This window comes from Martinezella sp. CNPSo 3795, assembly GCF_057784475.1.
This window is the reverse complement of the sequence record NZ_JBXSOQ010000006.1, coordinates 159003-181737: the sequence shown is the minus strand read 5'-3', so window position 1 is coordinate 181737 and position 22735 is coordinate 159003. Positions and strand designations below refer to the sequence as shown.

The following is a 22735-nucleotide window of genomic DNA, read 5'->3' as shown; positions in this document are numbered from 1 at the left end:
TCAGGGTGTCTCCGCCAGGTCCCCCCGCAGGGTCAAGATGCGCACAGGGCGGATTTCGACGGCGCCGTAACGCGCCGAGGGAATGCGCTTGGCGATCCCGACTGCTTCCTCAAGATCGGGAGCTTCGATGAGGTAGAAGCCGGCCAGATGCTCCTTCGTCTCCGCGAACGGCCCGTCCGTTACCGAAAATGTGTCGCCGTCCGGACGGATGACGATCGATTTGTCTCGGAGCGCCAGCGCATCGGAAACGATCATGGTGCCGTCCCGCCGCAAACCCTCATCAAAGATGAAGTGCTCGGCGATCAGATGGTTCATCTCGTTTGGCGTCAATCGTCCGTCGACATCGACCGTCGTGTAGATCAGGCATAGAAACCGCATGTCTTCTCCTCTCGCTGCTATTCGTTCGGAAAGCGGATGTCGAAGGCCGCACGAACCTCGATCATGCCGTAGCGCGCAACCGGGAAGGTGGCGGCGATCGCCGTCGCTTCCTCCATGTCCCGGGCCTCGATCAGAACGAAGCCGCCGAGATGCTCTTTCATTTCAGTGAAAGGGCCGTCCGTCACGGCGGTTTCGCCCCTGCGCACGCGAACGGTTTTCGCAGTTTCCGGTTCGCGCAGTGCATTTGCGACGATGAGGTGCCCGCTCTCGCGCAGCCGGTTGTCGCTATCGACCGAATCCTGGGTCAGCTTGCGCCCTTCCTCCTCGGAAAGCTTGGCGATTTCCGCGCTCTCGAACCATACCTGGCAAAGAAATTTCATCTGAACCTCCTCAAGCATCCGGGCCGAAGTTATGGATCGGCCGCACCTCGATCGCGCCGAGCTTGGCGAGCGGAATGCCCGCCGCAATCCGGATCGCATCGTTCAGATCCTTCGCCTCAATCAGGATGAAGCCGCCAAGATGCTCCTTGGTTTCGATGAAAGGGCCGTCCGTCACCGCCGTCTCCCCATTGCGGACCCGCACCGTTACCGCAGACTTTGGCGACTGTAGCGCTTCAGCCTGGATCATATTGCCGCTCGCCATCAGATCGCGATCATAGCCGAGCGAATCGGCATCGAGCTTTTGCTTTTCCTTCTTGGTCATGAGGTCGAGCCTCGTGCCATCGAACCAGACCTGGCAGAGATATTTCATCGCAGCGTCTCCTCTCTCAATTTGCTGACAGCCATAGACGAGCGGCTGCCAAGCAAATCGACATCCTCTTCCACAGCATGACAAAATTTTTTGAGGTTGTCGAAAAAGCCCGAGCCCGGTCGACCAGTTCCGTCAACACCATAAGGAGGGACGGAAATGTACAGTCTGGAAGCCGCAATCGTGCATTACTGGCAAAAGAAGACGCTGTCGGAAGAGGAGTTGCTCGACGCAGCCGATGTCGGCAGGGTCGTGTTCCGCACCTGGATCGGCTTAGCGGGCTTTGCCCTGGTGATCCTGTGCCTGAGCTGGGGTGCACACCCGAACGACGAACGGCCGCAAGTCGCGGCCGCTGCCAATGCATATTCGTTGCCCGCGGATGGGCGATAGGAGGGAAACCCTATTGCTTATTGGAACGCCGTTTCGAAGAAGCTGCGCAGCTTGCGTGAGTGCAGTGCCTCCGGCGGCATGGCGGCTAGCTTCTGGATGGCGCGGATGCCGATCTGCAAATGCTGATTGACCTGCGTGCGGTAGAAGGCCGTTGCCATGCCCGGCAGCTTCAATTCGCCATGCAACGGCTTGTCGGAAACGCAGAGCAGCGTGCCGTAGGGAACACGGAAGCGGAAGCCGTTGGCGGCGATCGTGGCCGATTCCATATCGAGCGCGACAGCACGGGCCTGCGAGAGCCGCTTCACCGGGCCTGCCTGATCGCGCAGCTCCCAGTTGCGGTTGTCGATGGTGCCGACCGTGCCCGTGCGCATGATGCGCTTCAGTTCGAAGCCTTCATAGCCGGTGATTTCGGCAACGGCCGCCTCAAGCGCCACCTGCACTTCGGCGAGCGCCGGGATCGGCACCCAGACCGGCAGGTCGTCATCGAGAACGTGGTCCTCGCGCATATAGGCATGGGCGAGCACATAGTCGCCGAGCCGCTGGCTGTTGCGCAGGCCGGCGCAATGGCCGAGCATCAGCCAGGCGTGCGGGCGCAGCACGGCCACGTGGTCGGTGATTGTCTTGGCGTTGGAAGGGCCGACGCCGATATTGATCATGGTGATCCCGGCATGGCCCTTCTTCTTCAGATGGTAGGCCGGCATCTGCGGCAGCCGCGGCGCTGTCACATCGCCTTCGGGCTGGCTGGAGCCAGCCTTGGTGATGATGTTGCCCGGTTCGACGAACTCGGTATAGCCGTCGCCGCCGCTCGCCATCAGGTCGCGCGCCCATTTGCAGAACTCGTCGATATAGAACTGGTAGTTCGTGAACAGCACGAAATTCTGGAAATGCGCCGCACTCGTCGCCGTGTAATGGACGAGGCGGGCCAGCGAATAGTCGATGCGCTGCGCGGTAAATGGCGCAAGCGGCGAGGGCTCACCCGGCGGCGGGATATATTCGCCGTTGGCGATTTCGTCGTCCGTGGTGTTCAAGTCCGGTGTGTCGAAGAGGTCGCGCAGCGGAATGTCTTCGAAAATGCTCGCGGTTGCTTCCACATGAGCGCCTTCACCGAAGGCGAAATGAATCGGGATGGGCGTCGTCGATTCCGATACAACGACCGGAACATTGTGGCTGCGCATCAGCAGCGTCAGCTGTTCCTTGAGATAATGCTTGAAGAGCTGCGGGCGGGTGATCGTCGTCGTATAAACGCCGGGCGCCGTCACGTGGCCGTAGGAGAGACGCGAGTCGACATGGCCGAAGCTCGTCGTTTCGATGCTGACCTGCGGATAGAAAGCGCGGTAGCGTGCGGTGATCGGCGCGCCCTTGGCAAGCTTGGTGAAATTGTCGATCAGGAACGCGGTGTTGCGATCGTAAAGCTCCGTCAGCGCTTCGACGGCCTTGCCCGGATCATCGAAGGTCCGCGGCTGGAACGGGCTGGGGGAGGAGATGTCGAGGGGTGAAAAGGGAGAGATTCTGTTGCTCATGCGCCATTATAGAATGTCGTTGGTTACAAGCAAACGACGTTGCAACAAGCGGCTCGGATTCTCGCAGCTATTTTGGGAGCCGGTCAAGGGCCCGCGCGAGGATCGCGCGCAGGCGTTCTTTATTGCACTGTCGTGCAGTAAGGCGCACCAGTTTGCACGCAGGTGAAGCTTGCACCGAAGTGCGATTGTGCGCCGCTGCGACCGCCATGCTCGACCGCAACCGAGAAGCTGAATGCAAAGATGGCGGCAAACAGCATGATAACAACGAAGCGCCGCGCGATGATGATCGAGTCCATGTCCTTGGCCTACCCGTGCCCTATACTGGACACTGTTTTGCCATGGTCATGCTGAACAGGTGCTGAGATACCGGTTCATCCAGCGTTCATAAATATTACCGGATTCGAATGGTCGAATGAATCTTCCGCAGGCAAATAAAAGCCGCCTGCCAACCGGGGCGGGCAGGCGCAACAGCGCTTTCTGAAATAAACAGGAGCCGTCTTAAAGCTTTGTCCAGGTCTGCGACTTGCAGAATACCTTCAGCACGCAGCCTTGCATCTTGATCTTGTTGCCACTGACCGTGCCGGAGCCGCTATAGGTCTTGTCTTCGGAGGGGTCGGTCAGTTCGCCCGTATAGCTGTCGCCCTTGCCCTGCATCTTGCCGATCTGCTTGCCGGCATATTTGCCGGTCTTCAGCGTCACGCAGTAGCTGTCGCCGCAGGGAGCAATGACGGCAGTATCGCCAGCGACGGTCTTCCAGTTGCCGACGATCGGCTCTTCGGCAAAGGCCGCGCTCGCGCTCAACAGCATCGCGGCAGCAAGAATGGTGGCACGGATCATGTTCTTATTCCTCCCCGGGCGCCATCCGGCTCCATGGCCGGAAACGTGGCGAGATTATCTAACGCGAACGTAAAGGTAAATATGATTTTCGGAACCCAAATACCCGTTTGTGCGGGTATCCGTGCGCCCTCGAAACACGACATCGAATTCAACTGCGCTCTTTTTGTGGTGAACGAAGGGTTTAAATCAAAATCCTAACGAAAGGTTAAGGCTGCGCGAAAATCCTTAATTTGCAAGGGAAGCGATGTTTAACAAAATCCCAAGTTTACCAAGCATTTGCACTTTGTTTGCATCGAATTAATCATGCATTTTAGGCGTTTTTTGAAGGCCGTCTGCGATAGTGAAGCCATCAAACGAGCGGGGCGAACCCGCCGGCCGGAAGAACCGGAAAGCCGCGGATGACGGCAAGGTTCGGACGGAAAACAGGGCAGATACGAACAGAAGTCAAACAGGGATAATAGCAATGGCACGCTTCGAAACGCCGATGTCTGGAAATGCCATGATGGGTGGTAACAGCGCCGATGCCCTTTGCGAACTGGGCGTGAACTACGCGACCGGCAGGGGCTGCAATGCAGACCTCGTTGCCGCCCACAAATGGTTGAATATCGCCGCCATCCGTGGCAGCGAGCGCGCGGCCGAGCTTCGCGCCGATGTCGCGGCGACCTTGACCAAGATGCAGCTCGCAGCCGCGCTGCGCGCCGCCCGCGAATGGATGACGACACACTGAAGCGTGCCGCATGCAGTAAGACTTCCTGACCTCTCAAGAGGGGATGTCGGCGGCTGACGGAGAGGCCAGCCGAAATGATGAAAACCGCGACCGGCCGGGACAAGGCAGGCGCGGTTTCGTCGTTTTGAGCTTAACCGATCGCCTTCAGGGCCTTCGGCAACGCCTCGGCCAGGAGATCGAGATCCTGCTTCGGGCCGACGCTGACGCGGATGCAGCGGTTGAGGGGCGCGACACCTGGCATGCGGATAAAGACGCCGTGCTGGATCAGCCCGTCGACGATCGCGCGGGCATGGGTGCCGTCGCGGCCGCAATCGATGGCGACGAAGTTGGTGGCGGAGGCGAGCGGCAGCAAGCCATTGTCGCGGGCGATCGTACCGATCTCTTCGCGTGCGGCTCGGATCTTGCCGACCACTTCGGCAAGATAGGTCTGATCCTTCAGCGCGGCGAGCGCGGCCACGGTCGCAAGCCTGTTCATGCCGAAATGGTTGCGGATCTTGTCGAAGGTCAGCACCGTCTCGGGCGCGCCGATGACATAGCCGACGCGGGCACCGGCAAGCCCATAGGCCTTGGAAAAGGTGCGGGTGCGCAAGACATTCGGCAGATCAATCAGAGTTGAGATAGCCGGGAGCGAGCTGGCAGGCCCGGTTTCGCTATAGGCTTCGTCGAGGATCAGCAGGCAATTGTCAGGCAATTCACGGGCAAAGGCGACGATCTTGTCGGCATCCCACCAACTGCCCATCGGATTGTCGGGATTGGCGAAATAGACGAGCGGCGCGTTTTCGCGCTTCACTGCTTCGAGCAGCCCATCGAGGTCTTCGCGATCATCGACATAGGGCACGGTGACGAGGCGGCCGCCGAACCCCGCGACGTGGAAATTGAAGGTGGGATAGCCCCCGAGCGAGGTGACGACGGGTGTACCGGGCTCGATGACCATGCGCGCGATCAGGCCGAGCAGACTGTCGATGCCTTCGCCGACAGCGATATTGGCCGGCTGGACGCCGAGATGGGCCGCCAGCGCCTGCTTCAGCTCGAAATTTTCCGGATCGTTATACATCCAGATATCGCCGGCGTTTTCGCGCATGGCGGCGATGACAGAGGGCGCAGGCCCGAAGCCGTTTTCATTGGCGCCGATACGGGCTTTGACCGTCAGTCCGCGCTGACGCTCCAGCGCCTCGGGGCCGACGAAAGGAACGGTGGAGGGCAGGGCGCTGATCAGCGGCGTGAAGCGCGAGAAGGCGGACATGCTGGCTTTGTTTCCTGAATTCGGTTGCTGGGTGCGGCAGAATAGGCGCTTGGCGGGTGGTTGCAAGGGCGGAAAGACGTGGCTTTCGGATTGCGCCGTCGCAATCATTGAAAATCCTCGTCAGTTGTCATGAAAGGGAGTCTCGGTCGTCGCGATAGCATCGATTAACGAGGCCCCTGATGGATAAGCTCGCAATAGCGTTCCTTGCATCAAACAATGGAACCTCATTTCGGACGATCAACGAAGCCATTCGAGCGAACACAATGAACGCCACCGCTGTCGTACTGGTTAGCAATAGGGCTTCGTCCCCAGCGCTCGCCTATGCTGAGGCTAACGGCATTCCCTCGTGCCATATTCCGACGAAGGATAGGGAAGCTGATGCGGACAAACAGCTTCGCGACACGCTAATCGCCTATGGCGCTGAACTCGTTGTCTTATCTGGCTATCTCAAGAGACTTGGCCCGCTTACGCTAGCCGCTTTTGAGGGGCGAATATTGAATGTTCATCCGGGGCTGCTGCCCAAATACGGCGGATTGGGAATGTATGGGCGAAGAGTCCACCAAGCCGTGCTCGACAATCGGGAGACAGAAACAGGTGCAACGATCCACCTCGTAGACGGAGAGTACGATCACGGAAGAACTGTGGCCACAACGATTGTTCAAATCCATCCCGACGATAGCGTAGTTTCGCTGGAACAACGGGTCATGGCTGCGGAATGCGATCTTTTCACCGATCTCATACGCCGCATATCAAAGGGCGAACTACGCCTGCCGTTATAGAACGGCGCAAAGAGCCGAACGCAGCTGCCGGTCCGCGCTCCCGGGGCCGATGGCTGCGTGTTCCCTCTAATGCACGGCCGAGTCGGGACGGCAGCAGCTTTTTGGCTGCCACCGATTCCGGTTACAAACCTGCCTCAGCCATCCAGAGTTCAGCATCCGCACCGCCCGGAATTCGCAGCGGGGCGGATGGATCGGTGGCTGCCCGCCACACTGCCTTCGCTACGTCGGGAGCATAGGTCACAGGGCCGGTGTCGTCCTGTACATTCTTTATGAATTGCCGGATCAAGGGCGCATAATCCGGATCGTCCAGACCACGCAAATGTGGACGCGCATTCTCCCCAAAGCGAGTTTCCGGCGACCGGCCTGGCAGGACAATATGCACCCGCACGCCAAATGGCTCCATCTCCACCGATAAGGACTCGGTGAACGCGTTCACCGCTGCCTTGCTCGCCCGGTAGATCCCAATCACAGGCAGAGTCTTGACCGTCACCGTGGAGGTGACGTTGACGATGACTCCGGCCCGACGTTGACGCATCTGGGGTAATACGGCCTGAATCATCGCCAATGTGCCGATCGTATTTGTCTGGAACAGCGACTGCACCGTCTCCGGCGCAGTCAGCTCGATTGGTGAGGGCGCTCCGAAACCGGCATTGTTGACCAATACGTCTATCGGACCGGCAGCCTTCACGGCGTCTGCGATGCTTGCCAGATTGGTGACGTCGAGCGCGAGAATACGCAAGCGTTCGGAAACCGGTAGCAGCTCGGGTATGGGCGTGCGCATCGTTGCGATGACATCCCACCCTCGTTCAAAAAACAGTTTCGCAGTCTCCAGGCCGAAGCCAGACGAGCAACCAGTAATCAATATCGTGGACATGAGCCTCTCCAAACAAAAGGAATGATACCATGGTAGTGACCGCACGAGAGACTTTATATACGCTATAGTCTCCCTTTCTTTAGCGTTAGTCCTGATTATGACCGTCGATCCCCTTGCCGAAATCGTCACACTGCTGCAGCCGGCCGCACGCTTTTCGAAGCTGGTGGAATGCGCCGGCGCCTGGCGAATTCATCGCGAGGCCACAGGCGAGCCATTCTACTGCGCAATCCTTGAGGGGCGTTGCCGTGTAACGTTTGGAGGACATCAGCCTTTCATCCTCCGAGCCGGCGATTTCGTGCTCGTGCCGGCCATGCGCGACCTCATCAACGAGAGTGTCGACGCACCGGCCGGTCTGTCCGCCATGGTTCCAACGCAGCCGAGTGGCGGCCATTTCCGTGTCGGACGCCTCGAAGGGCCGGCGGATATGCGCATGCGCATAGGGCATTGCAGCTTCGGTGCGCCGGATGCGGCCTTGCTCGTTTCCCTCTTGCCTGATGTAGTTATCGTTCGTGACGAGCCTCGGCTCGCGACGCTGATGCAATTGGTCGGTGAGGAAACGCGCGAGCGCCGGCCGGCACGCGAACTCGTGCTGGAACGGCTGCTGGAGGTGTTGTTGATCGAGGCATTGCGATCCGGCACGGAACCAACCGTCACGTCGAGCTTGAGTCGCGGCCTTGCCGATGAACGCCTATCCGCAGCACTTCACGCGATGCATGCGCGTCCTGCCCATCCTTGGACTGTCGCGGATCTTGCGACCGAAGCGGCCCTGTCCCGATCGGCTTTCTTTGCGCGTTTCAGCCGCGTCGTCGGCCTGCCGCCAATGGAATATCTGTTGGCTTGGCGCATGGCTCTTGCAAAGCAGCTATTGCGCAGCCGCGAATTGGGGATGGATCAGGTAGCTGAACGCGTTGGCTACGGATCGGCAAGCACTTTCAGCGTCGCCTTTGCTCGATACACAGGTATGCCGCCTGCACGATATGCCCGCGGGGACGTGCGAAGCGATTGAGGATGTGAAGCCGAATTTATACCGGCCGCCTCTTGCCGCGCGCAGCCAGCGCTTCGACATTGCCGATCATGAAATCGGCGCGCACGACGCGACGCAGCGTTTCCGGTTCGATCAGGTTGATGAAGCGCACATGGACGCGGTTGCCGTTGCGGCTCGTTTCAGCGCAGGCGATGCGGTAGGCAAGACCGAGGATGTTCAGATAGTAATGGGTCGGCAGGCCGACGGTCGTGGCGACGGTGAAGCTCGCGCCGCCGCGCGAAATGTCGGTAATTTCGGCGCTGCGTACGGAAATACCCGTCAGACAGGGACGAACCGCTACCAGGCGCGCCGGCCTCTGGACGTAGAACCGTTCCCAGCTGCGTTCGTAGACTTCGGATTTGACTTTCGCCAGATGGGTTGCGCGAAGCATTGTCATTCCCTGTTGGAGAACAGACCGAATTCATCTCGGTTACTCTATGAACCTTGCACGGAGATTTTGCGGAAGCGTCAATTGCATTGGTAGAATTTTAACGGGTTCGTCTTTTGTGCCGATTTGGGCGCATCTTGACAGCGGGAGCGGCTTCGATCATACGAAAGCTCGGTTCGAGGCGCCTGCCGCTCGCGGATGAAAATCCAAGGTGAAGTCCTCGCTGTTTTAGGTCACGGCCATTCAGGGCATGCTGACTGACGGTAATGCGAGCCCCGTTTCACGGTCGTAATGCGTGCCTTAGCAAAGGCTGATCCTATGACGACGTATCCGTCCATAGATGAATTGAAGGCTCAGGCCCGGCGTCTGCGTCAGGCGATGGCCGAACGCGGCGACGACATGAGCCACTCGACGGCACTGGAACTCATCGCCAAGCAACACGGGCTGCGCGACTGGAACACGCTGTCGGCGCTTGCCGCAAAACCCAACGATGGGCCGGACGCGCCTTTCGATGTCGGTTCCGCCGTGCGTGGGCGCTATCTGAACAAGCCCTTCACGGGCAAGGTTCTGGCGATGTCGGCGAAGTCGGGCGGGCTCTACAGGATAACGATCCATTTTGACGAGCCTGTCGATGTGGTGGAGTTCAAGAGCTTCTCGGCATTCCGCCAGCGCATCAATGCCCAGGTCGACGCCGATGGCATTTCGCCGCGCCGGACATCGAACGGCATACCGCACCTCGTTCTCGACATCTGATTTCATCCTTCATCACTAGACCATTATCCTCGCCGCCTGCGAGCGATTCCGTCCGGACACCACCATGGCGCACACGAACGAAAACAACATGTTCCTCACCGGCTGGCTGCCTGGCGTCTTTGCCAGGACGGCCGCGCCGATCATCGTCATCACCACGGTCAGCGGCCTTTTCGCCGTCGTCGACGCCTATTTCCTCGGCGTCTATGTCGGCGGCGACGCGCTGTCCGCCGTCAGCCTCATCTTTCCCGCGCTCATGCTGCTGATCGCGCTGCAGACGCTGGTTTCGAACGGCATGGCGAGCATTCTCGCCCGCCGCCTCGGCGCCGGAGATCGCGATGGGGCGAGATCGGTGTTCACCGGCGCCCATACGCTGGCACTCGCTGTCGTGGTCGCAATCAACCTCGTCTACTGGCTCGCGGGCCGGCAGTTCATTGCCGTGGCTGCGGCGGGAAATGTCGATGTTGCCCGCAACGCCGAGGCCTTTATGGGCATCATGATCGCCTTCGCGCCGATCAGCTTCTTCCTGTCGGTGCATCTCGATGGGCTGCGCTGCGAAGGAAAGCTCGGCTTCATGACGCTGGTGACGCTTGCCTCGACGCTGCTGAATATCCTGGCAAACTGGCTGCTGATGGCCGTCCTTCACTGGGGCGTGGTCGGCTCCGCCGGCGGCTCGATTCTGGCGCAATTCATCTGCCTGGCGCTCGTCGTCATCTATCGCCTGCGTCGGCCGAACGGGCTTGGGGTCGACATGGCGCTGCATATTCGCGAGTGGTGCGGCATCTTTGCCTTCGGCGCGCCGATGAGCCTCGGCTTCATCGGCATTTCGCTAAGCTCGGCCGCCATCCTCTTCAATGTGTCGATCTGGCATCAGGGCGATTATGTCGCAACCGTCGGCGCCTATGGCATCGTGACCCGTGTCATGACCTTCGCCTATCTGCCGCTACTGGGCTTGAGCATCGCTCTCCAGACCATATCGGGCCACAACCATGGCGCAGCGCTTCCGGCGCGCGTCGGTCATAGCGTTGTCATCGCCCTGATTTCGGCTCTGGTCTATTGCGCCGCCGTCGAATTCGTCGTCGAGCTGCTGGCGGGGCATCTGGGCTCGGTCTTCGTCGCCGATCCCCTGATCGTCGCGGAGGTCGGCCGCATCCTGCCCTGGACGATCGGCGCCTATTTCCTCTTCGGCCAGGCGATCATCCTGTCGTCCTATTTCCAGTCGATCGGCGATGCGAAACGCGGCGCGATCTTTGGCCTGTCACGGTCTTACCTCTTCACCCTGCCGCTGACATTCCTCCTGCCGCTTGTCTTCGGCGAACGCGGGATATGGATGACGCCGATCTTTGCAGAAATGGGGATGATTCTGCTGACCTGGCTGGTGCTGTCGCGCAATGCCAGGGATCGGAAATGGCGCTACGGCTTGTTGCCCGCATGACATGAAAAAGGCCGCGCTTTCGGGCGCGGCCCTTTGTTATATCGATAATAAGCCTCCACCTACGGTGGAGGACTGGACGAGTTCTACACGGTAGTTGAGAGACCTCCTGCTTGAACCGCTGGGGTGGCCCAGACTTCGAACAAGGAGGTTTTATGGATGAGCAGACGCTCTCGCACGCGACGTGGGACTGCAAGTATCACATTGTTTTTGGCAGCAAATACCGAACGAAAAGGCTGTACGGGGACGTACGGCGTGAGTTGGGAGACCTCTTACGTCGGCTGGCACAGCAGAAAGGCTGCCAGATCGAAGAGGGTCATTTGATGCCCGATCATGTGCATATGTTGATCTCGATCCCGCCGAAATATTCGGTTGCGCATATTGTCGGCTTTTTGAAGGGCAAGACAGCCCTTTATGTTGCCAACAAGTATGCGCGCAAGCGCCGCTACAAGGGTTATCACTTTTGGGCGCGCGGCTATTTCGTATCGACGACGGGCTACAATGAGCAGGTCGTCAGACAATATATCCGTCATCAGGAAAAGGCCGACAAAGCTTCCGACTTTGCCGACCTCTTCAATCGTAGCTACTAAGCGCTAACAATACCGCTTCTAGCGGTTCAAGCGCAGCGTTTCAAACCTCCACCTCTGGTGGAGGTCATGACTTTCCGGGAGCTTGTGGCCATCCTCGCCCTTCGAGGCTTCGCTCCTCAGGGTGAGGATGGAGCAGGCTCGTCGCTATCGCAATGCAGAGGCAATGAAGAAATGAGCCCGTAGCGGCTGGGTGCAAAGGTCAGCCCTCATGCTGAGGAGGCCCGAAGGGCCGTCTCGAAGCACGAGGGCGGATGGTTGAGAACAGCGCCACCAGCTCAGGACTTCAGCAGCCATTCGTGTTCCACGGCATTATGGAATTTCCAGATGCGCTTCGGCCCGGCCATGACGTTCAGGTAATAGAGATCATAGCCGTGGCAGGCAGCGCAAGGGTGATATCCCTTTGGCACCAGCGTCACATCGCCATCCTCCAGCACCATCACCTCATCGAGCGACCGGTCGTCGGTATAGACCCGCTGGAAGCCAAAACCCTGCGGCGGGTTGAGGCGGTGGTAATAGGTCTCCTCAAGGAAGCTTTCGTTCGGGAGATCGTCCTGATCGTGCTTGTGCGGAGGATAGGAGGAGGTGTGTCCGCCGGGCGTGATCACTTCCACGACCAGCAGCGAATGTGCCGCCCCATCATCTTCCGGCATGATATTGTTGACGTAGCGGACGTTGGTTCCCTTGCCGCGCGTGAGCGCGGGATGGGTGCCTGGCGGAATGGCACGGGCCTCATAGGAGCCGCCGCCCGGTGCCGAACAGACGGCGAGCTCCAGATCGGTCTCGGCGGTCACCGACCAGCTCGAGCCTGCTGGGATATAGAGCGCATGCGGTGCGCCTTCGAAGGGGCTCATGCGCCCGCCGAGCGAGCCGAAATCCTTCGTACCCGCCTTGGCGCTGCCCTTGCCGCTAACCCAGACGAGGCAGATTTCGCGATCACCGGTCTCGGCCGAAGCGGTTTCGCCCGGCTTCAGGCGGTGGAGATCGAAGCCGACATAGGTCCAGCCGGCGCTTTCGGGCGTGACATGGGTGACGCGGCCATGGGAGCCGTCAGGTTTGACCTTGAGATTGGGCATGGGTTCTTCCTCCATTGCTTGGGAGAACGCCCCTTCCCATCCTTCGATGGGGCGAGGGGCGCTCATCTCTCGAGCAATTCCAGGAAAAGTGCTTAGCGGTTTTCCGTCCGGAATTGCGTGAAAACAAAGAGCTAGAGCGTTTTCGCGATTCGAAGAAAAGCGGAAGCGCTCCAGCTATCCCTTGGGAAAGCCTTCGGTTTCCACCGTGTAGCCTGCGGCCGTCATGACGCGCATCAGCTCGGCATGGCCGATCTCGGCCATTTTCTGTGGCGGCGCCTTGCGCGGGTCCTGTTCGGCTTCGACCACGAACCAGCCTTCATAGCCGTAATCGGCGAAGCGCTGGACGATGGCGCCGAAATCGAGCGAGCCGTCTCCCGGCACCGTGAACGCGCCGAGCGCGACGGCATCGAGGAAGGACTGCCGGCTGCGATCCAGCCCGTCGACGATGGACTTGCGGATATCCTTGACGTGAACGTGGTTGATGCGGGCGTGGTGGTTGTCGATGGCGCGCAGCACGTCGCCGCCGGCAAAGGCCAGGTGACCGGCATCGAGCAGCAGCGGAATACCTTCGCCGGAATTGCGCATGAAGGCGTCGAGTTCCGGCTCGGTTTCGACCACGGCTGCCATATGATGATGATAGGAAAGCGGCATGCCTTGCTCGGCGCACCATTCGCCGAATTCGGTGACGCGGCGGGCATAGGCCTTCATCTCGTCATCCGAAAGGCGCGGCTTGGTGGCGAGCGGCTTGGAACGATCGCCCTGGATCGAGCGGCCGACTTCGCCGTAGACGATGCAGGGCGCATTGACGGCCTTGAACAGCTCGATCATCGGCGCGATACGATCCTTGTTGGCGGCAAGCTCCTCATTGACGAGCGTGCCCGAGAACCAGCCGCCGCAGAGCGTCACGTCGGCGGCGCGCAGGATCGGCAGCATCTCATCGGGGTTGCTGGGGAAGCGCCGGCCCTGTTCCATGCCGGTGAAGCCGGCGCCGCGCGACTGGCGTAGGCATTCTTCCAAAGATACGTCGTCGCTGAGCTCCGGAAGATCGTCGTTCCACCAGGCGATGGGCGACATGCCGAGTTTGGCCTTCATCAATGGTCTCCTTGAAAAGCTATTGGAGGAGCCGAAGCTCCTCCAGAAAAATGACGGAAATAATCAGCCGATGCGCTGGGCGGCGCGGGCTTGTTCGTAGGCGGCGCGAGCCTTGTTGACTTCGGCACGCGGGCTGACTTCGGGAACGGCGACATCCCACCAGTGGCCGCCTTCATTCGTGGTGATCAGCGGGTCGGTGTCGATGACGATGACCGAGCTGCGGTCGTTCTTCTTCGATGCCTCGATGGCCTGTTCCAGCTCGGTGATGGACGAGACCTTCACGGCTATCGCGCCCATGCTGGCCGCATGCGCCCGGAAGTCGATCTCCGGCATCACCTCGAAGCGCGCATCCTTCAAGAGATTGTTGAAGTTCGCGCCGCCGGTCGCCATCTGCAGGCGATTGATGCAGCCATAGCCACGGTTGTCGAGCAGCACGACGGTAATCTTCAGGCCGAGCATGACGGAGGTCGCCAGTTCGGAATTCAGCATCATATAGGAGCCGTCGCCGACCATGACGACGACATCCTTCTCCGGCCGCGCCATCTTGACGCCAAGGCCACCGGCAATCTCATAGCCCATGCAGGAGAAGCCATATTCCATGTGATAGCTGCCGGGTGCGGTCGCCGGCCAGAGCTTGTGCAGCTCGCCGGGGAGGCCGCCAGCTGCGCAGACCAGAATGCTGTTTTCGCCACCGAGCGTGCGGGTGACGGCGCCGATGACCTGGGCGTCGGAGGGCAGGGCGGCATTGGTGGTCGCCATGGCCTTTGCGGCGGCTTCCATCCAGATCTGCTTTTCTTTCGTCGCCTTTTCGGCAAGCGATGCCGGTGCGCGCCAGCCGGTCAGGCCCGCGGAAAGCGCCTTCAGCCCTTCGCGCGCATCCGTCACCAATGGGTGACTGTTGTGCTTCAGCGCATCATAGGCCGCGATGTTCAGGCCAATCATGGCCAGCTTCTCGTTCTTGAACAGCGCCCAGGAGCCGGTGGTGAAATCCTGGCAGCGCGTGCCGACGGCAATCACCAGATCGGTTTCTTCGGCGATGGCATTGGCGGCAGAGGTGCCTGTCACGCCGACAGAGCCGAGTGCGAGCGGATGTGTCTCGTCGATCGCCGATTTGCCGGCCTGCGTGACGACGACGGGAATGTCATGCGCTTCCGCGAAAGCCACCAGTTCCTTGGTCGCCTGTGAATAGAGAACACCGCCACCGGCGAGGATGACGGGCTTTTCCGAGCGGCGGATCAGCGAGATGGCATTGGCAAGTTCGTCGGCATCTGGCTGCGGCCGGCGCTGCGTCCAGACATGCTCTTCGAAGAAGCTTTCGGGATAATCATAGGCTTCGGCCTGCACGTCCTGGCAGAGTGAAAGCGTCACCGGGCCGCAATCGAGGGGATCGGTCAGCACCTGCATGGCGCGCTTCAGCGCCGTCATGATCTGCTCCGGGCGGGTGATGCGGTCGAAATAGCGCGAGACAGGGCGGAAGGCGTCGTTGGCCGAAACGGTGCCGTCACCAAAATCCTCGATCTGCTGCAGCACTGGATCGGGCGCGCGATTGGCAAAGACGTCTCCCGGCAGGAAGAGAACCGGAATACGATTGACATGCGCAACGCCGGCGGCCGTCACCATATTCAGCGCGCCGGGACCGATGGAGGTCGTGCAGGCCATGAAACGCTGACGGAAGCTCGCCTTGGCATAGGCGATGGCGGCATGGGCCATGCCCTGCTCATTGTGGGCGCGGAAGGTCGGCAGTTCCTCGCGCACCTGATAGAGCGCCTCGCCGATGCCCGCGACATTGCCGTGACCGAAGATTGCCCAGACGCCGCCGAAGATCGGCTGCTTCTGTCCGTCGATGATGGTCATCTGCTTCTTGAGGAAATGTGCGACGGCCTGTGCCATCGTCAATCGGATCGTCTTGCCCATCGGGCGCCTCCCAAATGCTAGATTCTCACAGGCCGCGAGTCTTGAGCCACGCGTCCGTCAGTTGCCGGAAACGGCCGGCCATGTCGGCAATCGCTTCCTCGTCGTTCATGCCACCCGAGAGCCACGCACGGGCCGCATCGGAGAAGATGGTCCGCCCAACGGCGAAGCCCTTGACCGAGGGAGCCGCCAGCGTCGCCTCGAAGCTGCGGATCAGTTCTTCCGCCGGCGCCTCCAGGCCGAGCAGGACGATACCACGGCACCATGGATCATTTTTGGCGATCACGGCATCGATTTTTTTCCAGGCAGCCGTCGATTCCTGCGGCTCCAGCTTCCACCAGTCCGGCTTGATGCCGAGTGCATAGAGCTCTTCCATTGCCCTCGGAATCGTATCGTCGGTCAGTGGTCCGTTCTTGCTGGCGATGATTTCCACCAGCAGTTCGCGTCCTACCTTGCGCGCGGCCTCGAACAGGGTCCGCAGCTTCTCCTGCTGCTCCGCCTTCAATTCTTGCGGATCGTCCGGATGGTAGAAGCATAGGCATTTGATGCAATGATTGAGCGGCCATTCGACGAGCTGGGAGCCGATGTCCTGGCTGAATTCGAATTTCAGCGGCTTCGATCCCGGCAGTTCGACAGGACGGCCGATCCAGGAGAAATTCTTGGTTGCCGCATCGAAGAAGGCGTCGCGCCCGAAGCGCTCATCGATCAGCATGCCGTAGCCGGGGCGGCCGTCGGCCACCCGAGCCGCCGCCTCGACGGCCAGCCGCTTGAAGGCGACGATCTTGTCATGGCCGATGCCCAGTTCATCGCAGACGCTGACGAGCTGCGAGCGATGGTCGATCGCAAGCGCCATCAGCAGCGGGATTTCATCGGCGCGGCGGGTCGTCGCCCAATGAATGTGGTTGATTGCCTCGTCCTTGCGCAGCGCCCTATGCTTGCTGCCCGTCTTCAGGAAGAAATCGAGCTCCGTCCAGGTCGGATATTCCGGCGAGCAGAGCAGGCGCGAGACGGCGAAGGCGCCGCAGGCATTCGCCCAAGTGGCACAGGTCTTCAAGGGCTCGCCGCGCAGATAGCCGCGCAGGAAGCCGGACATGAAGGCATCGCCTGCGCCGAGAACGTTGAAGACCTCGATCGGGAAACCCTGGCCGACGATGCCGGCTTCGAGATCGTCCGAAATCGGGCCTTCATAGACGATGCAGCCCATGGCGCCGCGTTTCAGCACGATGACGGCGGACGAGAGACGGCGAATTTCCCTCAAGGCGCCGAGCACGTCGTCGGCGCCGGAGGCGATCATGATCTCTTCTTCCGTGCCGACGATCAGGTCGCAATCCGGCAAGGTCTCCTTCATTTTGGAGGACACGCGATCCGACTTCACATAGCGCTCGAAGCCTTCGGCATGGCCGGCGAGGCCCCAGAGGTTCGGCCGGTAATCGATATCGAAGATCACCTTGCGGCCGTTCGCCTTGGCGATACGGATCGCCTTGCGTTGGGCCGCTTCGGTGTTGGGCTTGGAGAAATGCGTGCCGGAGACCAGAACAGCGCCCGAGGACTTGATGAAGCCTTCGTCGATATCGTCTTCGTTCAGCGCCATGTCGGCGCAATCTGACCGATAGAAGATCATCGGCGAGACGCCTTCGGCCTCGACCGCGAGCAATACCAGCGCCGTCAGCCGTTCCTTGTCTGTTGCGATCCCGTCGACGGCCACACCTTCGCGGGCGGTCTGCTCGCGGATGAAGCGGCCCATCTGCTCGTCGCCGACACGGGTGATAAGGCCGGATTTCAGGCCGAGCCGCGCCGTGCCGATGGCGATATTGGCCGGGCAGCCGCCGACCGATTTGGCGAAAGAGGCGATGTCTTCGAGCTTCGAGCCGATCTGCTGACCATAAAGGTCGACGGAGGAGCGGCCGATGGTGATCACATCGAGTTTTGCGTCCGGCCCAGCGCCAGAATTGTCGTGTGCCATGATGTCCTCCCGTCGGAGCATGACCTCTTTTGCTTTTCAGCCTGCGCCGAGATCATGCGTTATTGAAAGTGCCGGTGTTCGTTTCGTCCCGGTTGCTATGGATCTGGCAGCCATCTCCCGCGGCCGTGATCTTGGTTGTAGTGAAACATTGGTTCCGAGATTTTGTCAATTCGGAATGTTTATTCCATTTTCGTTTTATCGGCTTTTGTCGCAGCTTTTCGACGGCGCTCGGCGATGGCGACAGGAAAGGCCATGATCAGCGCCATCGATGCCGATAGCGAGCGGAAACCCGCAAAATCGGCTTCCGCCACTTCAAGCCAGTAGTCGGCGCAAGCGGTAAGCGGCGAAAAGGCCGAATCGGTAATGGCGATGACCGGGACGTTGCGCGAGGAGAGATCCTGTGCCTGCGCCAGGCTATCGGCGGCATAGGGCGAAAAGCTCGCGGCGATGGCGGCGTCCTTCTCCGTTGCGAAGCGGGTGATCTCGCCGTCGATGCCGTTCGGCGAGGCGACGATCTGGTGACGAATGTTCAGCTTGGAGAAGGCATAGGTCATATGTGCCGTCAGCGGATAGGAGCGGCGCTTGGCGATGAGATAGATCGTCTCGGCCGCTGCAAGCACGTCGACGGCCTTGGCGAAGGTGTCGGTCTCGATGGTTGCGGCGAGCTTGTTGACGGATTGGCTCGCCGCAGAGAGGAAGCCCGAGAGAATGCTGGCCTCTTCGTTCTCGATGCCGGAGCGTTCGAGCGTTACCAGCCGCTCCTCATAGCTCAGCGTCCGGTCGCGCAACCGTTCACGAAAGATGCTCTGAAGATCGGAAAAACCCTCATAGCCGAGGTGATGAGCAAGGCGCACCAATGTGGAAGGCTGAACTTCGGCGGCAGCGGCGATGCTGGCCGTCGTGCCGAAGGCGATCTCATCGGGATTGCCGAGCGCAAAGGCGGCAACCTGGGCCAACCGTTTCGGCATGGCATTCTTGCGCTCTATAATGGTGCTGCGCAGGCTTTCGAAGTCGCGTGGTACCTTGGTCTGCGTCTCGATATTGTTGTCCATGCACCGTCCTTTAGCTCCCCCAATGCCCGTAATGAAACAAACGTTCCATATTTCCAACGATACCGGATTTTGAATCGTTCGGCACGAATAATTTTAAGTTTATGATTTTAAACGTGTAAATATGAATTCCTGCCTGCGGAAGAGATGCCGATGCCATGAGTGTGCTTGTCAAAACGGTCTAAATATTCCAAAAATTGCGCAACTTCGGGAGCGGATTTGAGGAGGAAGAGCAGATGAAGCCGTTGGGCGTTGGATTGATCGGCACCGGTTATATGGGCAAATGCCATGCACTGGCATGGAATGCGGTCAAAACAGTATTCGGCGATGTCGCGCGGCCGCGCCTGGTGCATCTTGCCGAAGCCAATGCCGATCTGGCAAAGGCGCGCGGCGACGAATTCGGCTTCGAAAAGGCAACGGCCGACTGGCGCGAGCTCATCGCAGATCCGGATGTCGATGTCGTCTCGGTCACGACCCCCAACCAGTTCCACCCGGAAATGGCGATCGCAGCCCTTGAAGCCGGCAAGCATGTCTGGTGCGAAAAACCGATGGCGCCATCCTATGGCGATGCCGAACGCATGCTGGCTGCGGCCAAGGCCTCGGGCAAGGTTGCCATTCTCGGCTACAATTATATCCAGAACCCGGTGATGCGGCACATCAAGGCGCTGATTGCGGAAGGCGCGATCGGAGCGGTCAATCACGTCCGCGTCGAGATGGACGAGGACTTCATGGCCGATCCGAACGGCCTATTCTATTGGAAGAGCGAGCTTGCCTCCGGTTATGGCGCTCTCGATGATTTCGCCGTGCATCCGCTTTCGCTGCTCTGGTTCCTGTTCGGCCATGTGGAAGCTGTCATTACCGACATGGTGAAACCCTATGCCGAACGGCCGTTGAAGGATGGCGGCAGCCGCGCGGTCGAAAATCACGATCTTGCCAATGTGCTGATGCGGCTTGGCGGCGGCATTTCCGCGGTTCTCATGGCCAACCGCTCCGCCTGGGGCCGCAAAGGACGGATCGCGTTGCAGATCTTCGGCTCCAAAGGCTCGATCTCCTATGACCAGGAGCGCATGAACGAATTCGAGCTCTACCAAGCCGAGGGCAGGGACAGCGAACAGGGTTTCCGCAAGGTGCTGGCCGCGCTCGCGCATAAGCCCTATGACCGTTTCATCCCGGCGCCCGGCCACGGCCTTGGCTTCAACGATCTGAAGATCATCGAATGCCGAGAGCTGATCCGCGCCATAGCGGGCGAAGCCGCGTCAGTCGTGGCTTTCAAGGATGGGCTGCGAATCGAGAAATCGGTGCACGCCATGGCGCAATCCTTCCACGAGCGCCGCTGGGTCGAAATATCAGGCTGAGCCTGTCGGCCTAACTTTCTCCCGATCCGGGGCGCAGGGTCAGTCGTGATTGACGCTTGCGGATGCAGGCGTTACCCCTGAATCCTACGAGCGCGTCCATACTGGGGCTCGCCATAATAACAATGGAGTACGGATCGTGACGGGCAGATTGGTCATTATCGGGGCCGGGCAGGCGGGTTTCGCGCTCGCTGCCAAATTGCGCGGGTTGGGTGATTCGCGGCCGATCACCATCGTCGGTGCTGAAGAGAATCTTCCCTATCAGCGACCGCCACTGACCAAGAAGTATCTGCTCGGCGAAATGACTTTTGATCGCCTGCTGTTCCGGCCTGAACATTGGTATGCCGACAATAATGTCGAGATTCGTGTGTCCACCTGGGTCGAGCAGATCGATCGTGCCGCAAAGCAGATCGTCATGCAGGACGGCTCCAGGCTGGATTATGAGACGCTGGCGCTTGCGACGGGCTCGACGCCCCGCCGCCTGCCGCCCTCCGTCGGCGGCGCGCTCGAAGGCGTCTATCTCGCCCGCGACAAGCGCGATGCCGATCTTCTTGCCGGCGAGATGCGCCCCGGACGCCGGGTGCTTATCATCGGCGGCGGCTATATCGGGCTTGAGGCAGCCGCTGTCGCGCGCCATCGCGGCCTTGAGGTCACGCTCATCGAGATGGGCGACCGGATATTGCAGCGGGTGGCGGCCAAGGAAACGGCCGATATTTTCCGGGCCATCCATCAAAAGCACGATGTGGTCATTCGCGAGAAGACCGGCCTGAAGCAGCTCATCGGCCGCAACGGCCATGTTGCCGCCGCCGAATTGTCCGACGGGTCTACCATCGATGTCGATTTCGTCGTCGTCGGCATCGGCGTAGCTCCCAATGATAGGCTTGCCAAGGAGGCCGGCCTTGAGGTTGGCAACGGCATCGTCGTCGATTCGTTTGCCCGCACCTCCGATCCCGCAATTTTCGCCATGGGTGATTGCGTGGAGTTGCCATGGGAGGGTGGCCGTATCAGGCTCGAATCCGTGCAGAATGCCGTCGACCAGGCGGAAGCCGCGGCGGGAATCATAGCCGGCAACGAAAAGGCCTATGACCCGAAGCCGTGGTTCTGGTCGGATCAATATGACGTCAAACTGCAGATCGCCGGTTTCAATCTGGGTTACGACGAGACGCTTCTGCGTCCCGGCGCGCGCGAGGGTGCTGCTTCCGTCTGGTATTTCAAGCAGGGTCGTTTCATAGCCGTCGACGCGATAAACGACGCAAAGGCCTATGTGACCGGCAAAAAGCTGCTGGAAACCGGCGCCAATCCATCCCGGGAGATCCTTGCCGACCCGGCCGCGGATTTGAAGCAGCTGCTGGCTTGATGTGAATTTTCGAGCCGGCCGGAGCATGGTTCGGCCGGCAATCGCCTGTTGCTGAATCATGGAAAGAACGTACACAAGCGCGAAAAAGCGCTTGCGTCGATAAATGAATGGCCCTATCAGGGCCGCACCGGAGAGGTGGCCGAGTGGTCGAAGGCGCTCCCCTGCTAAGGGAGTATACCAGAAATGGTATCGTGGGTTCGAATCCCATCTTCTCCGCCATTTTCCCGTTTATCTTACCCTACAGACGACGGCCCACGATCTTGGCGCTGCCAAATCCTAAAGCAAGTTTCTATCGGGAATTTCGGCCCGCAAAGCCCTCATAGCGCTTCAGATACGCTATCAGCGCTCGAAGCTTCGGAGCCATGTTTCGTCGATTGGGATAGTAGAGATAGAAACCAGGGAAATAGGGGCAATATTCCTCCAGGATCGGCACCAGTTCGTTTCTGCCGATGAAGTCATGAAAGCTTTCCTCCATCCCGAATGTGATTCCCGCTCCGGCGACAGCCAGCTTGATCATCACGCCCATGTCATTCGTCGTCACCTCGGGTGCGACCTCCACCCGGAATTCCTTGCCCTCTTCCGCAAACTCCCAGCGGTAAGGGACAGCCTTTGGCGCAGGGCGCCAGCCTATGCATCGATGCAGGGAGAGTTCTTTCGGATGCAAGGGGATGCCGAATCGATCGCGATAAGCGGGCGAACAGACGGCCAGTTGCCGCTCGTTGCCGGCGACGGGTATGGCAATCATATCCTGATCGATGACTTCACCAAGCCGGACGCCGGCGTCATAGCCTTCCGAGACGATGTCGAATTCCTCGTCCGTGACGGTGATGTCGAGCTGGATCTCGGGATTGGCGGCCGCAAAGCCCGCTAGAAAATCGCCGGAGAGAAATCGCTCCGCGATCGATGAAACGGCGAGCCGTAATTGACCGCGGGGCCGCGTCCGCAATGCGTCCGTCTTTTCCATCGCGGTGCGCATGTCCGATACCGCCGGCTCTATGTCCGCATAAAGCCGTTCGCCAGCCTCTGTCAGGCTGACACTGCGGGTTGTGCGCTGCAGCAGCGCGATGCCCATGCTCTCCTCCAATCGCCGGATCGTCTGGCTGACCGCCGACCGGGTGACGCCGAGCCTATCGGCAGCGGCGCGAAAATTGCGCTCTTGAGCGACGAGAATGAAGACGGAGAGAGCATTGAGATCAGGCCACATTGGTAATTATTACTTTCCAAGCTGTCACTGAATGGATGGCTTATCACGACAATGA

The 22735-nt window shown here is 59.9% G+C and carries 24 protein-coding genes and 1 tRNA gene; 10 read left to right on the top strand and 15 right to left on the bottom strand.

The annotated features are described in order from the left end of the window. The 3 genes from AC13QY_RS18845 to AC13QY_RS18835 are packed head-to-tail and all read right to left on the bottom strand — an operon-like array spanning nt 1 to nt 1128. On the bottom strand, nt 1-378 hold the full coding sequence (locus AC13QY_RS18845; protein ID WP_183811590.1) for a YciI family protein: 378 nt from the start codon (nt 376-378) through the stop codon (nt 1-3). 17 nt (nt 379-395) lie between these two features. Further along, the gene (locus AC13QY_RS18840; protein WP_113330852.1) at nt 396-758 is read right to left on the bottom strand and encodes a YciI family protein; all 363 of its coding nucleotides are present in this window, start codon (nt 756-758) and stop codon (nt 396-398) included. 10 nt (nt 759-768) lie between these two features. Next, nucleotides 769-1128 (bottom strand): YciI family protein, encoded by a 360-nt coding sequence (locus AC13QY_RS18835; RefSeq protein WP_488493789.1) that lies wholly within the window; start codon nt 1126-1128, stop codon nt 769-771. A gap of 156 nt (nt 1129-1284) precedes the next feature. On the opposite strand from AC13QY_RS18835, the gene AC13QY_RS18830 reads away from it, so the two are divergent. Beyond that, on the top strand, nt 1285-1515 hold the full coding sequence (locus tag AC13QY_RS18830) for a hypothetical protein (protein ID WP_488493788.1): 231 nt from the start codon (nt 1285-1287) through the stop codon (nt 1513-1515). Nucleotides 1516-1532: 17 nt separating this feature from the next. On the opposite strand, the gene AC13QY_RS18825 is transcribed toward AC13QY_RS18830, so the two are convergent. From AC13QY_RS18825 to AC13QY_RS18815, 3 genes are all read right to left on the bottom strand, one after another. Further along, nucleotides 1533-3035: an AMP nucleosidase gene (locus AC13QY_RS18825; RefSeq protein ID WP_112335670.1), complete on the bottom strand. Its 1503-nt coding sequence runs from the start codon at nt 3033-3035 to the stop codon at nt 1533-1535. Between the two features lie 119 nt (nt 3036-3154). After that, nucleotides 3155-3331, bottom strand: a complete 177-nt coding sequence (locus tag AC13QY_RS18820; RefSeq protein ID WP_167376563.1) for a hypothetical protein — start codon at nt 3329-3331, stop codon at nt 3155-3157. A gap of 202 nt (nt 3332-3533) precedes the next feature. Then, entirely contained in the window at nt 3534-3872 is a 339-nt protein-coding gene (locus AC13QY_RS18815) for a DUF2147 domain-containing protein (RefSeq protein ID WP_488493787.1), read from the bottom strand. Nucleotides 3873-4335: 463 nt separating this feature from the next. Between AC13QY_RS18815 and AC13QY_RS18810 the strand changes: the two genes are divergently transcribed. Continuing rightward, nucleotides 4336-4599: a sel1 repeat family protein gene (locus tag AC13QY_RS18810; protein ID WP_015339268.1), complete on the top strand. Its 264-nt coding sequence runs from the start codon at nt 4336-4338 to the stop codon at nt 4597-4599. A 130-nt stretch (nt 4600-4729) separates the two neighbouring features. Here the strand turns inward: AC13QY_RS18810 and AC13QY_RS18805 are convergent, their stop codons facing one another. Continuing rightward, on the bottom strand, nt 4730-5842 hold the full coding sequence (locus AC13QY_RS18805; protein WP_113390377.1) for a pyridoxal phosphate-dependent aminotransferase: 1113 nt from the start codon (nt 5840-5842) through the stop codon (nt 4730-4732). Nucleotides 5843-6021: 179 nt separating this feature from the next. On the opposite strand from AC13QY_RS18805, the gene purN reads away from it, so the two are divergent. Beyond that, nucleotides 6022-6621 carry a phosphoribosylglycinamide formyltransferase gene (gene purN, locus AC13QY_RS18800; protein ID WP_152096013.1) on the top strand — a complete coding sequence of 200 codons (600 nt, stop codon included), beginning with the start codon at nt 6022-6024 and terminating at the stop codon, nt 6619-6621. Nucleotides 6622-6742: 121 nt separating this feature from the next. Here purN and AC13QY_RS18795 read toward each other — a convergent pair whose 3' ends face one another. Then, entirely contained in the window at nt 6743-7495 is a 753-nt protein-coding gene (locus AC13QY_RS18795; RefSeq protein WP_488493786.1) for an SDR family oxidoreductase, read from the bottom strand. 97 nt (nt 7496-7592) lie between these two features. Here AC13QY_RS18795 and AC13QY_RS18790 point away from each other — a divergent pair, with 97 nt between their 5' ends. Beyond that, nucleotides 7593-8501: an AraC family transcriptional regulator gene (locus AC13QY_RS18790; RefSeq protein ID WP_113390318.1), complete on the top strand. Its 909-nt coding sequence runs from the start codon at nt 7593-7595 to the stop codon at nt 8499-8501. A gap of 16 nt (nt 8502-8517) precedes the next feature. On the opposite strand, the gene AC13QY_RS18785 is transcribed toward AC13QY_RS18790, so the two are convergent. Further along, nucleotides 8518-8916: a PilZ domain-containing protein gene (locus tag AC13QY_RS18785; RefSeq protein WP_173002491.1), complete on the bottom strand. Its 399-nt coding sequence runs from the start codon at nt 8914-8916 to the stop codon at nt 8518-8520. A gap of 309 nt (nt 8917-9225) precedes the next feature. Between AC13QY_RS18785 and AC13QY_RS18780 the strand changes: the two genes are divergently transcribed. The 3 genes from AC13QY_RS18780 to tnpA all read left to right on the top strand — a co-directional run bounded on the left by AC13QY_RS18780 (nt 9226) and on the right by tnpA (nt 11679). Next, nucleotides 9226-9660 carry a glyoxalase superfamily protein gene (locus AC13QY_RS18780; protein ID WP_113330842.1) on the top strand — a complete coding sequence of 145 codons (435 nt, stop codon included), beginning with the start codon at nt 9226-9228 and terminating at the stop codon, nt 9658-9660. Nucleotides 9661-9724: 64 nt separating this feature from the next. Further along, complete coding sequence (locus tag AC13QY_RS18775) at nt 9725-11092, top strand: MATE family efflux transporter (protein ID WP_488493785.1); 1368 nt, start codon at nt 9725-9727, stop codon at nt 11090-11092. A 152-nt stretch (nt 11093-11244) separates the two neighbouring features. Continuing rightward, nucleotides 11245-11679: an IS200/IS605 family transposase gene (tnpA, locus tag AC13QY_RS18770; protein ID WP_152093868.1), complete on the top strand. Its 435-nt coding sequence runs from the start codon at nt 11245-11247 to the stop codon at nt 11677-11679. Nucleotides 11680-11954: 275 nt separating this feature from the next. On the opposite strand, the gene iolB is transcribed toward tnpA, so the two are convergent. The 5 genes from iolB to AC13QY_RS18745 all read right to left on the bottom strand — a co-directional run bounded on the left by iolB (nt 11955) and on the right by AC13QY_RS18745 (nt 18770). Continuing rightward, entirely contained in the window at nt 11955-12752 is a 798-nt protein-coding gene (gene iolB, locus AC13QY_RS18765; RefSeq protein WP_152093515.1) for a 5-deoxy-glucuronate isomerase, read from the bottom strand. Between the two features lie 174 nt (nt 12753-12926). Beyond that, nucleotides 12927-13844 (bottom strand): myo-inosose-2 dehydratase, encoded by a 918-nt coding sequence (gene iolE / locus AC13QY_RS18760; RefSeq protein ID WP_113390069.1) that lies wholly within the window; start codon nt 13842-13844, stop codon nt 12927-12929. 63 nt (nt 13845-13907) lie between these two features. After that, entirely contained in the window at nt 13908-15758 is a 1851-nt protein-coding gene (iolD, locus tag AC13QY_RS18755; protein WP_488493784.1) for a 3D-(3,5/4)-trihydroxycyclohexane-1,2-dione acylhydrolase (decyclizing), read from the bottom strand. A gap of 25 nt (nt 15759-15783) precedes the next feature. Then, complete coding sequence (locus AC13QY_RS18750; RefSeq protein ID WP_113333812.1) at nt 15784-17718, bottom strand: bifunctional 5-dehydro-2-deoxygluconokinase/5-dehydro-2-deoxyphosphogluconate aldolase; 1935 nt, start codon at nt 17716-17718, stop codon at nt 15784-15786. A 179-nt stretch (nt 17719-17897) separates the two neighbouring features. Next, nucleotides 17898-18770, bottom strand: coding sequence for a MurR/RpiR family transcriptional regulator (locus AC13QY_RS18745; protein WP_113333813.1), 873 nt, complete (start codon nt 18768-18770; stop codon nt 17898-17900). A 233-nt stretch (nt 18771-19003) separates the two neighbouring features. Between AC13QY_RS18745 and AC13QY_RS18740 the strand changes: the two genes are divergently transcribed. From AC13QY_RS18740 to AC13QY_RS18730, 3 genes are all read left to right on the top strand, one after another. After that, entirely contained in the window at nt 19004-20122 is a 1119-nt protein-coding gene (locus tag AC13QY_RS18740; RefSeq protein ID WP_488493783.1) for a Gfo/Idh/MocA family protein, read from the top strand. A gap of 136 nt (nt 20123-20258) precedes the next feature. After that, nucleotides 20259-21476, top strand: coding sequence for an NAD(P)/FAD-dependent oxidoreductase (locus AC13QY_RS18735; RefSeq protein ID WP_113354064.1), 1218 nt, complete (start codon nt 20259-20261; stop codon nt 21474-21476). A gap of 129 nt (nt 21477-21605) precedes the next feature. After that, nucleotides 21606-21695, top strand: a tRNA-Ser gene (locus AC13QY_RS18730). A gap of 70 nt (nt 21696-21765) precedes the next feature. Here AC13QY_RS18730 and AC13QY_RS18725 read toward each other — a convergent pair. After that, nucleotides 21766-22680, bottom strand: a complete 915-nt coding sequence (locus AC13QY_RS18725; RefSeq protein WP_113354065.1) for a LysR family transcriptional regulator — start codon at nt 22678-22680, stop codon at nt 21766-21768. Nucleotides 22681-22735 lie beyond the last annotated feature (55 nt).

Coding starts and splice junctions, on each gene's coding strand:
- AC13QY_RS18845 (WP_183811590.1), bottom strand. CDS start 378: ATGCGGTTTCTATGCCTGATCTACACGACGGTCGATGTCGACGGACGA.
- AC13QY_RS18840 (WP_113330852.1), bottom strand. CDS start 758: ATGAAATTTCTTTGCCAGGTATGGTTCGAGAGCGCGGAAATCGCCAAG.
- AC13QY_RS18835 (WP_488493789.1), bottom strand. CDS start 1,128: ATGAAATATCTCTGCCAGGTCTGGTTCGATGGCACGAGGCTCGACCTC.
- AC13QY_RS18830 (WP_488493788.1), top strand. CDS start 1,285: ATGTACAGTCTGGAAGCCGCAATCGTGCATTACTGGCAAAAGAAGACG.
- AC13QY_RS18825 (WP_112335670.1), bottom strand. CDS start 3,035: ATGAGCAACAGAATCTCTCCCTTTTCACCCCTCGACATCTCCTCCCCC.
- AC13QY_RS18820 (WP_167376563.1), bottom strand. CDS start 3,331: ATGGACTCGATCATCATCGCGCGGCGCTTCGTTGTTATCATGCTGTTT.
- AC13QY_RS18815 (WP_488493787.1), bottom strand. CDS start 3,872: ATGATCCGTGCCACCATTCTTGCTGCCGCGATGCTGTTGAGCGCGAGC.
- AC13QY_RS18810 (WP_015339268.1), top strand. CDS start 4,336: ATGGCACGCTTCGAAACGCCGATGTCTGGAAATGCCATGATGGGTGGT.
- AC13QY_RS18805 (WP_113390377.1), bottom strand. CDS start 5,842: ATGTCCGCCTTCTCGCGCTTCACGCCGCTGATCAGCGCCCTGCCCTCC.
- purN (WP_152096013.1), top strand. CDS start 6,022: ATGGATAAGCTCGCAATAGCGTTCCTTGCATCAAACAATGGAACCTCA.
- AC13QY_RS18795 (WP_488493786.1), bottom strand. CDS start 7,495: ATGTCCACGATATTGATTACTGGTTGCTCGTCTGGCTTCGGCCTGGAG.
- AC13QY_RS18790 (WP_113390318.1), top strand. CDS start 7,593: ATGACCGTCGATCCCCTTGCCGAAATCGTCACACTGCTGCAGCCGGCC.
- AC13QY_RS18785 (WP_173002491.1), bottom strand. CDS start 8,916: ATGACAATGCTTCGCGCAACCCATCTGGCGAAAGTCAAATCCGAAGTC.
- AC13QY_RS18780 (WP_113330842.1), top strand. CDS start 9,226: ATGACGACGTATCCGTCCATAGATGAATTGAAGGCTCAGGCCCGGCGT.
- AC13QY_RS18775 (WP_488493785.1), top strand. CDS start 9,725: ATGGCGCACACGAACGAAAACAACATGTTCCTCACCGGCTGGCTGCCT.
- tnpA (WP_152093868.1), top strand. CDS start 11,245: ATGGATGAGCAGACGCTCTCGCACGCGACGTGGGACTGCAAGTATCAC.
- iolB (WP_152093515.1), bottom strand. CDS start 12,752: ATGCCCAATCTCAAGGTCAAACCTGACGGCTCCCATGGCCGCGTCACC.
- iolE (WP_113390069.1), bottom strand. CDS start 13,844: ATGAAGGCCAAACTCGGCATGTCGCCCATCGCCTGGTGGAACGACGAT.
- iolD (WP_488493784.1), bottom strand. CDS start 15,758: ATGGGCAAGACGATCCGATTGACGATGGCACAGGCCGTCGCACATTTC.
- AC13QY_RS18750 (WP_113333812.1), bottom strand. CDS start 17,718: ATGGCACACGACAATTCTGGCGCTGGGCCGGACGCAAAACTCGATGTG.
- AC13QY_RS18745 (WP_113333813.1), bottom strand. CDS start 18,770: ATGGACAACAATATCGAGACGCAGACCAAGGTACCACGCGACTTCGAA.
- AC13QY_RS18740 (WP_488493783.1), top strand. CDS start 19,004: ATGAAGCCGTTGGGCGTTGGATTGATCGGCACCGGTTATATGGGCAAA.
- AC13QY_RS18725 (WP_113354065.1), bottom strand. CDS start 22,680: ATGTGGCCTGATCTCAATGCTCTCTCCGTCTTCATTCTCGTCGCTCAA.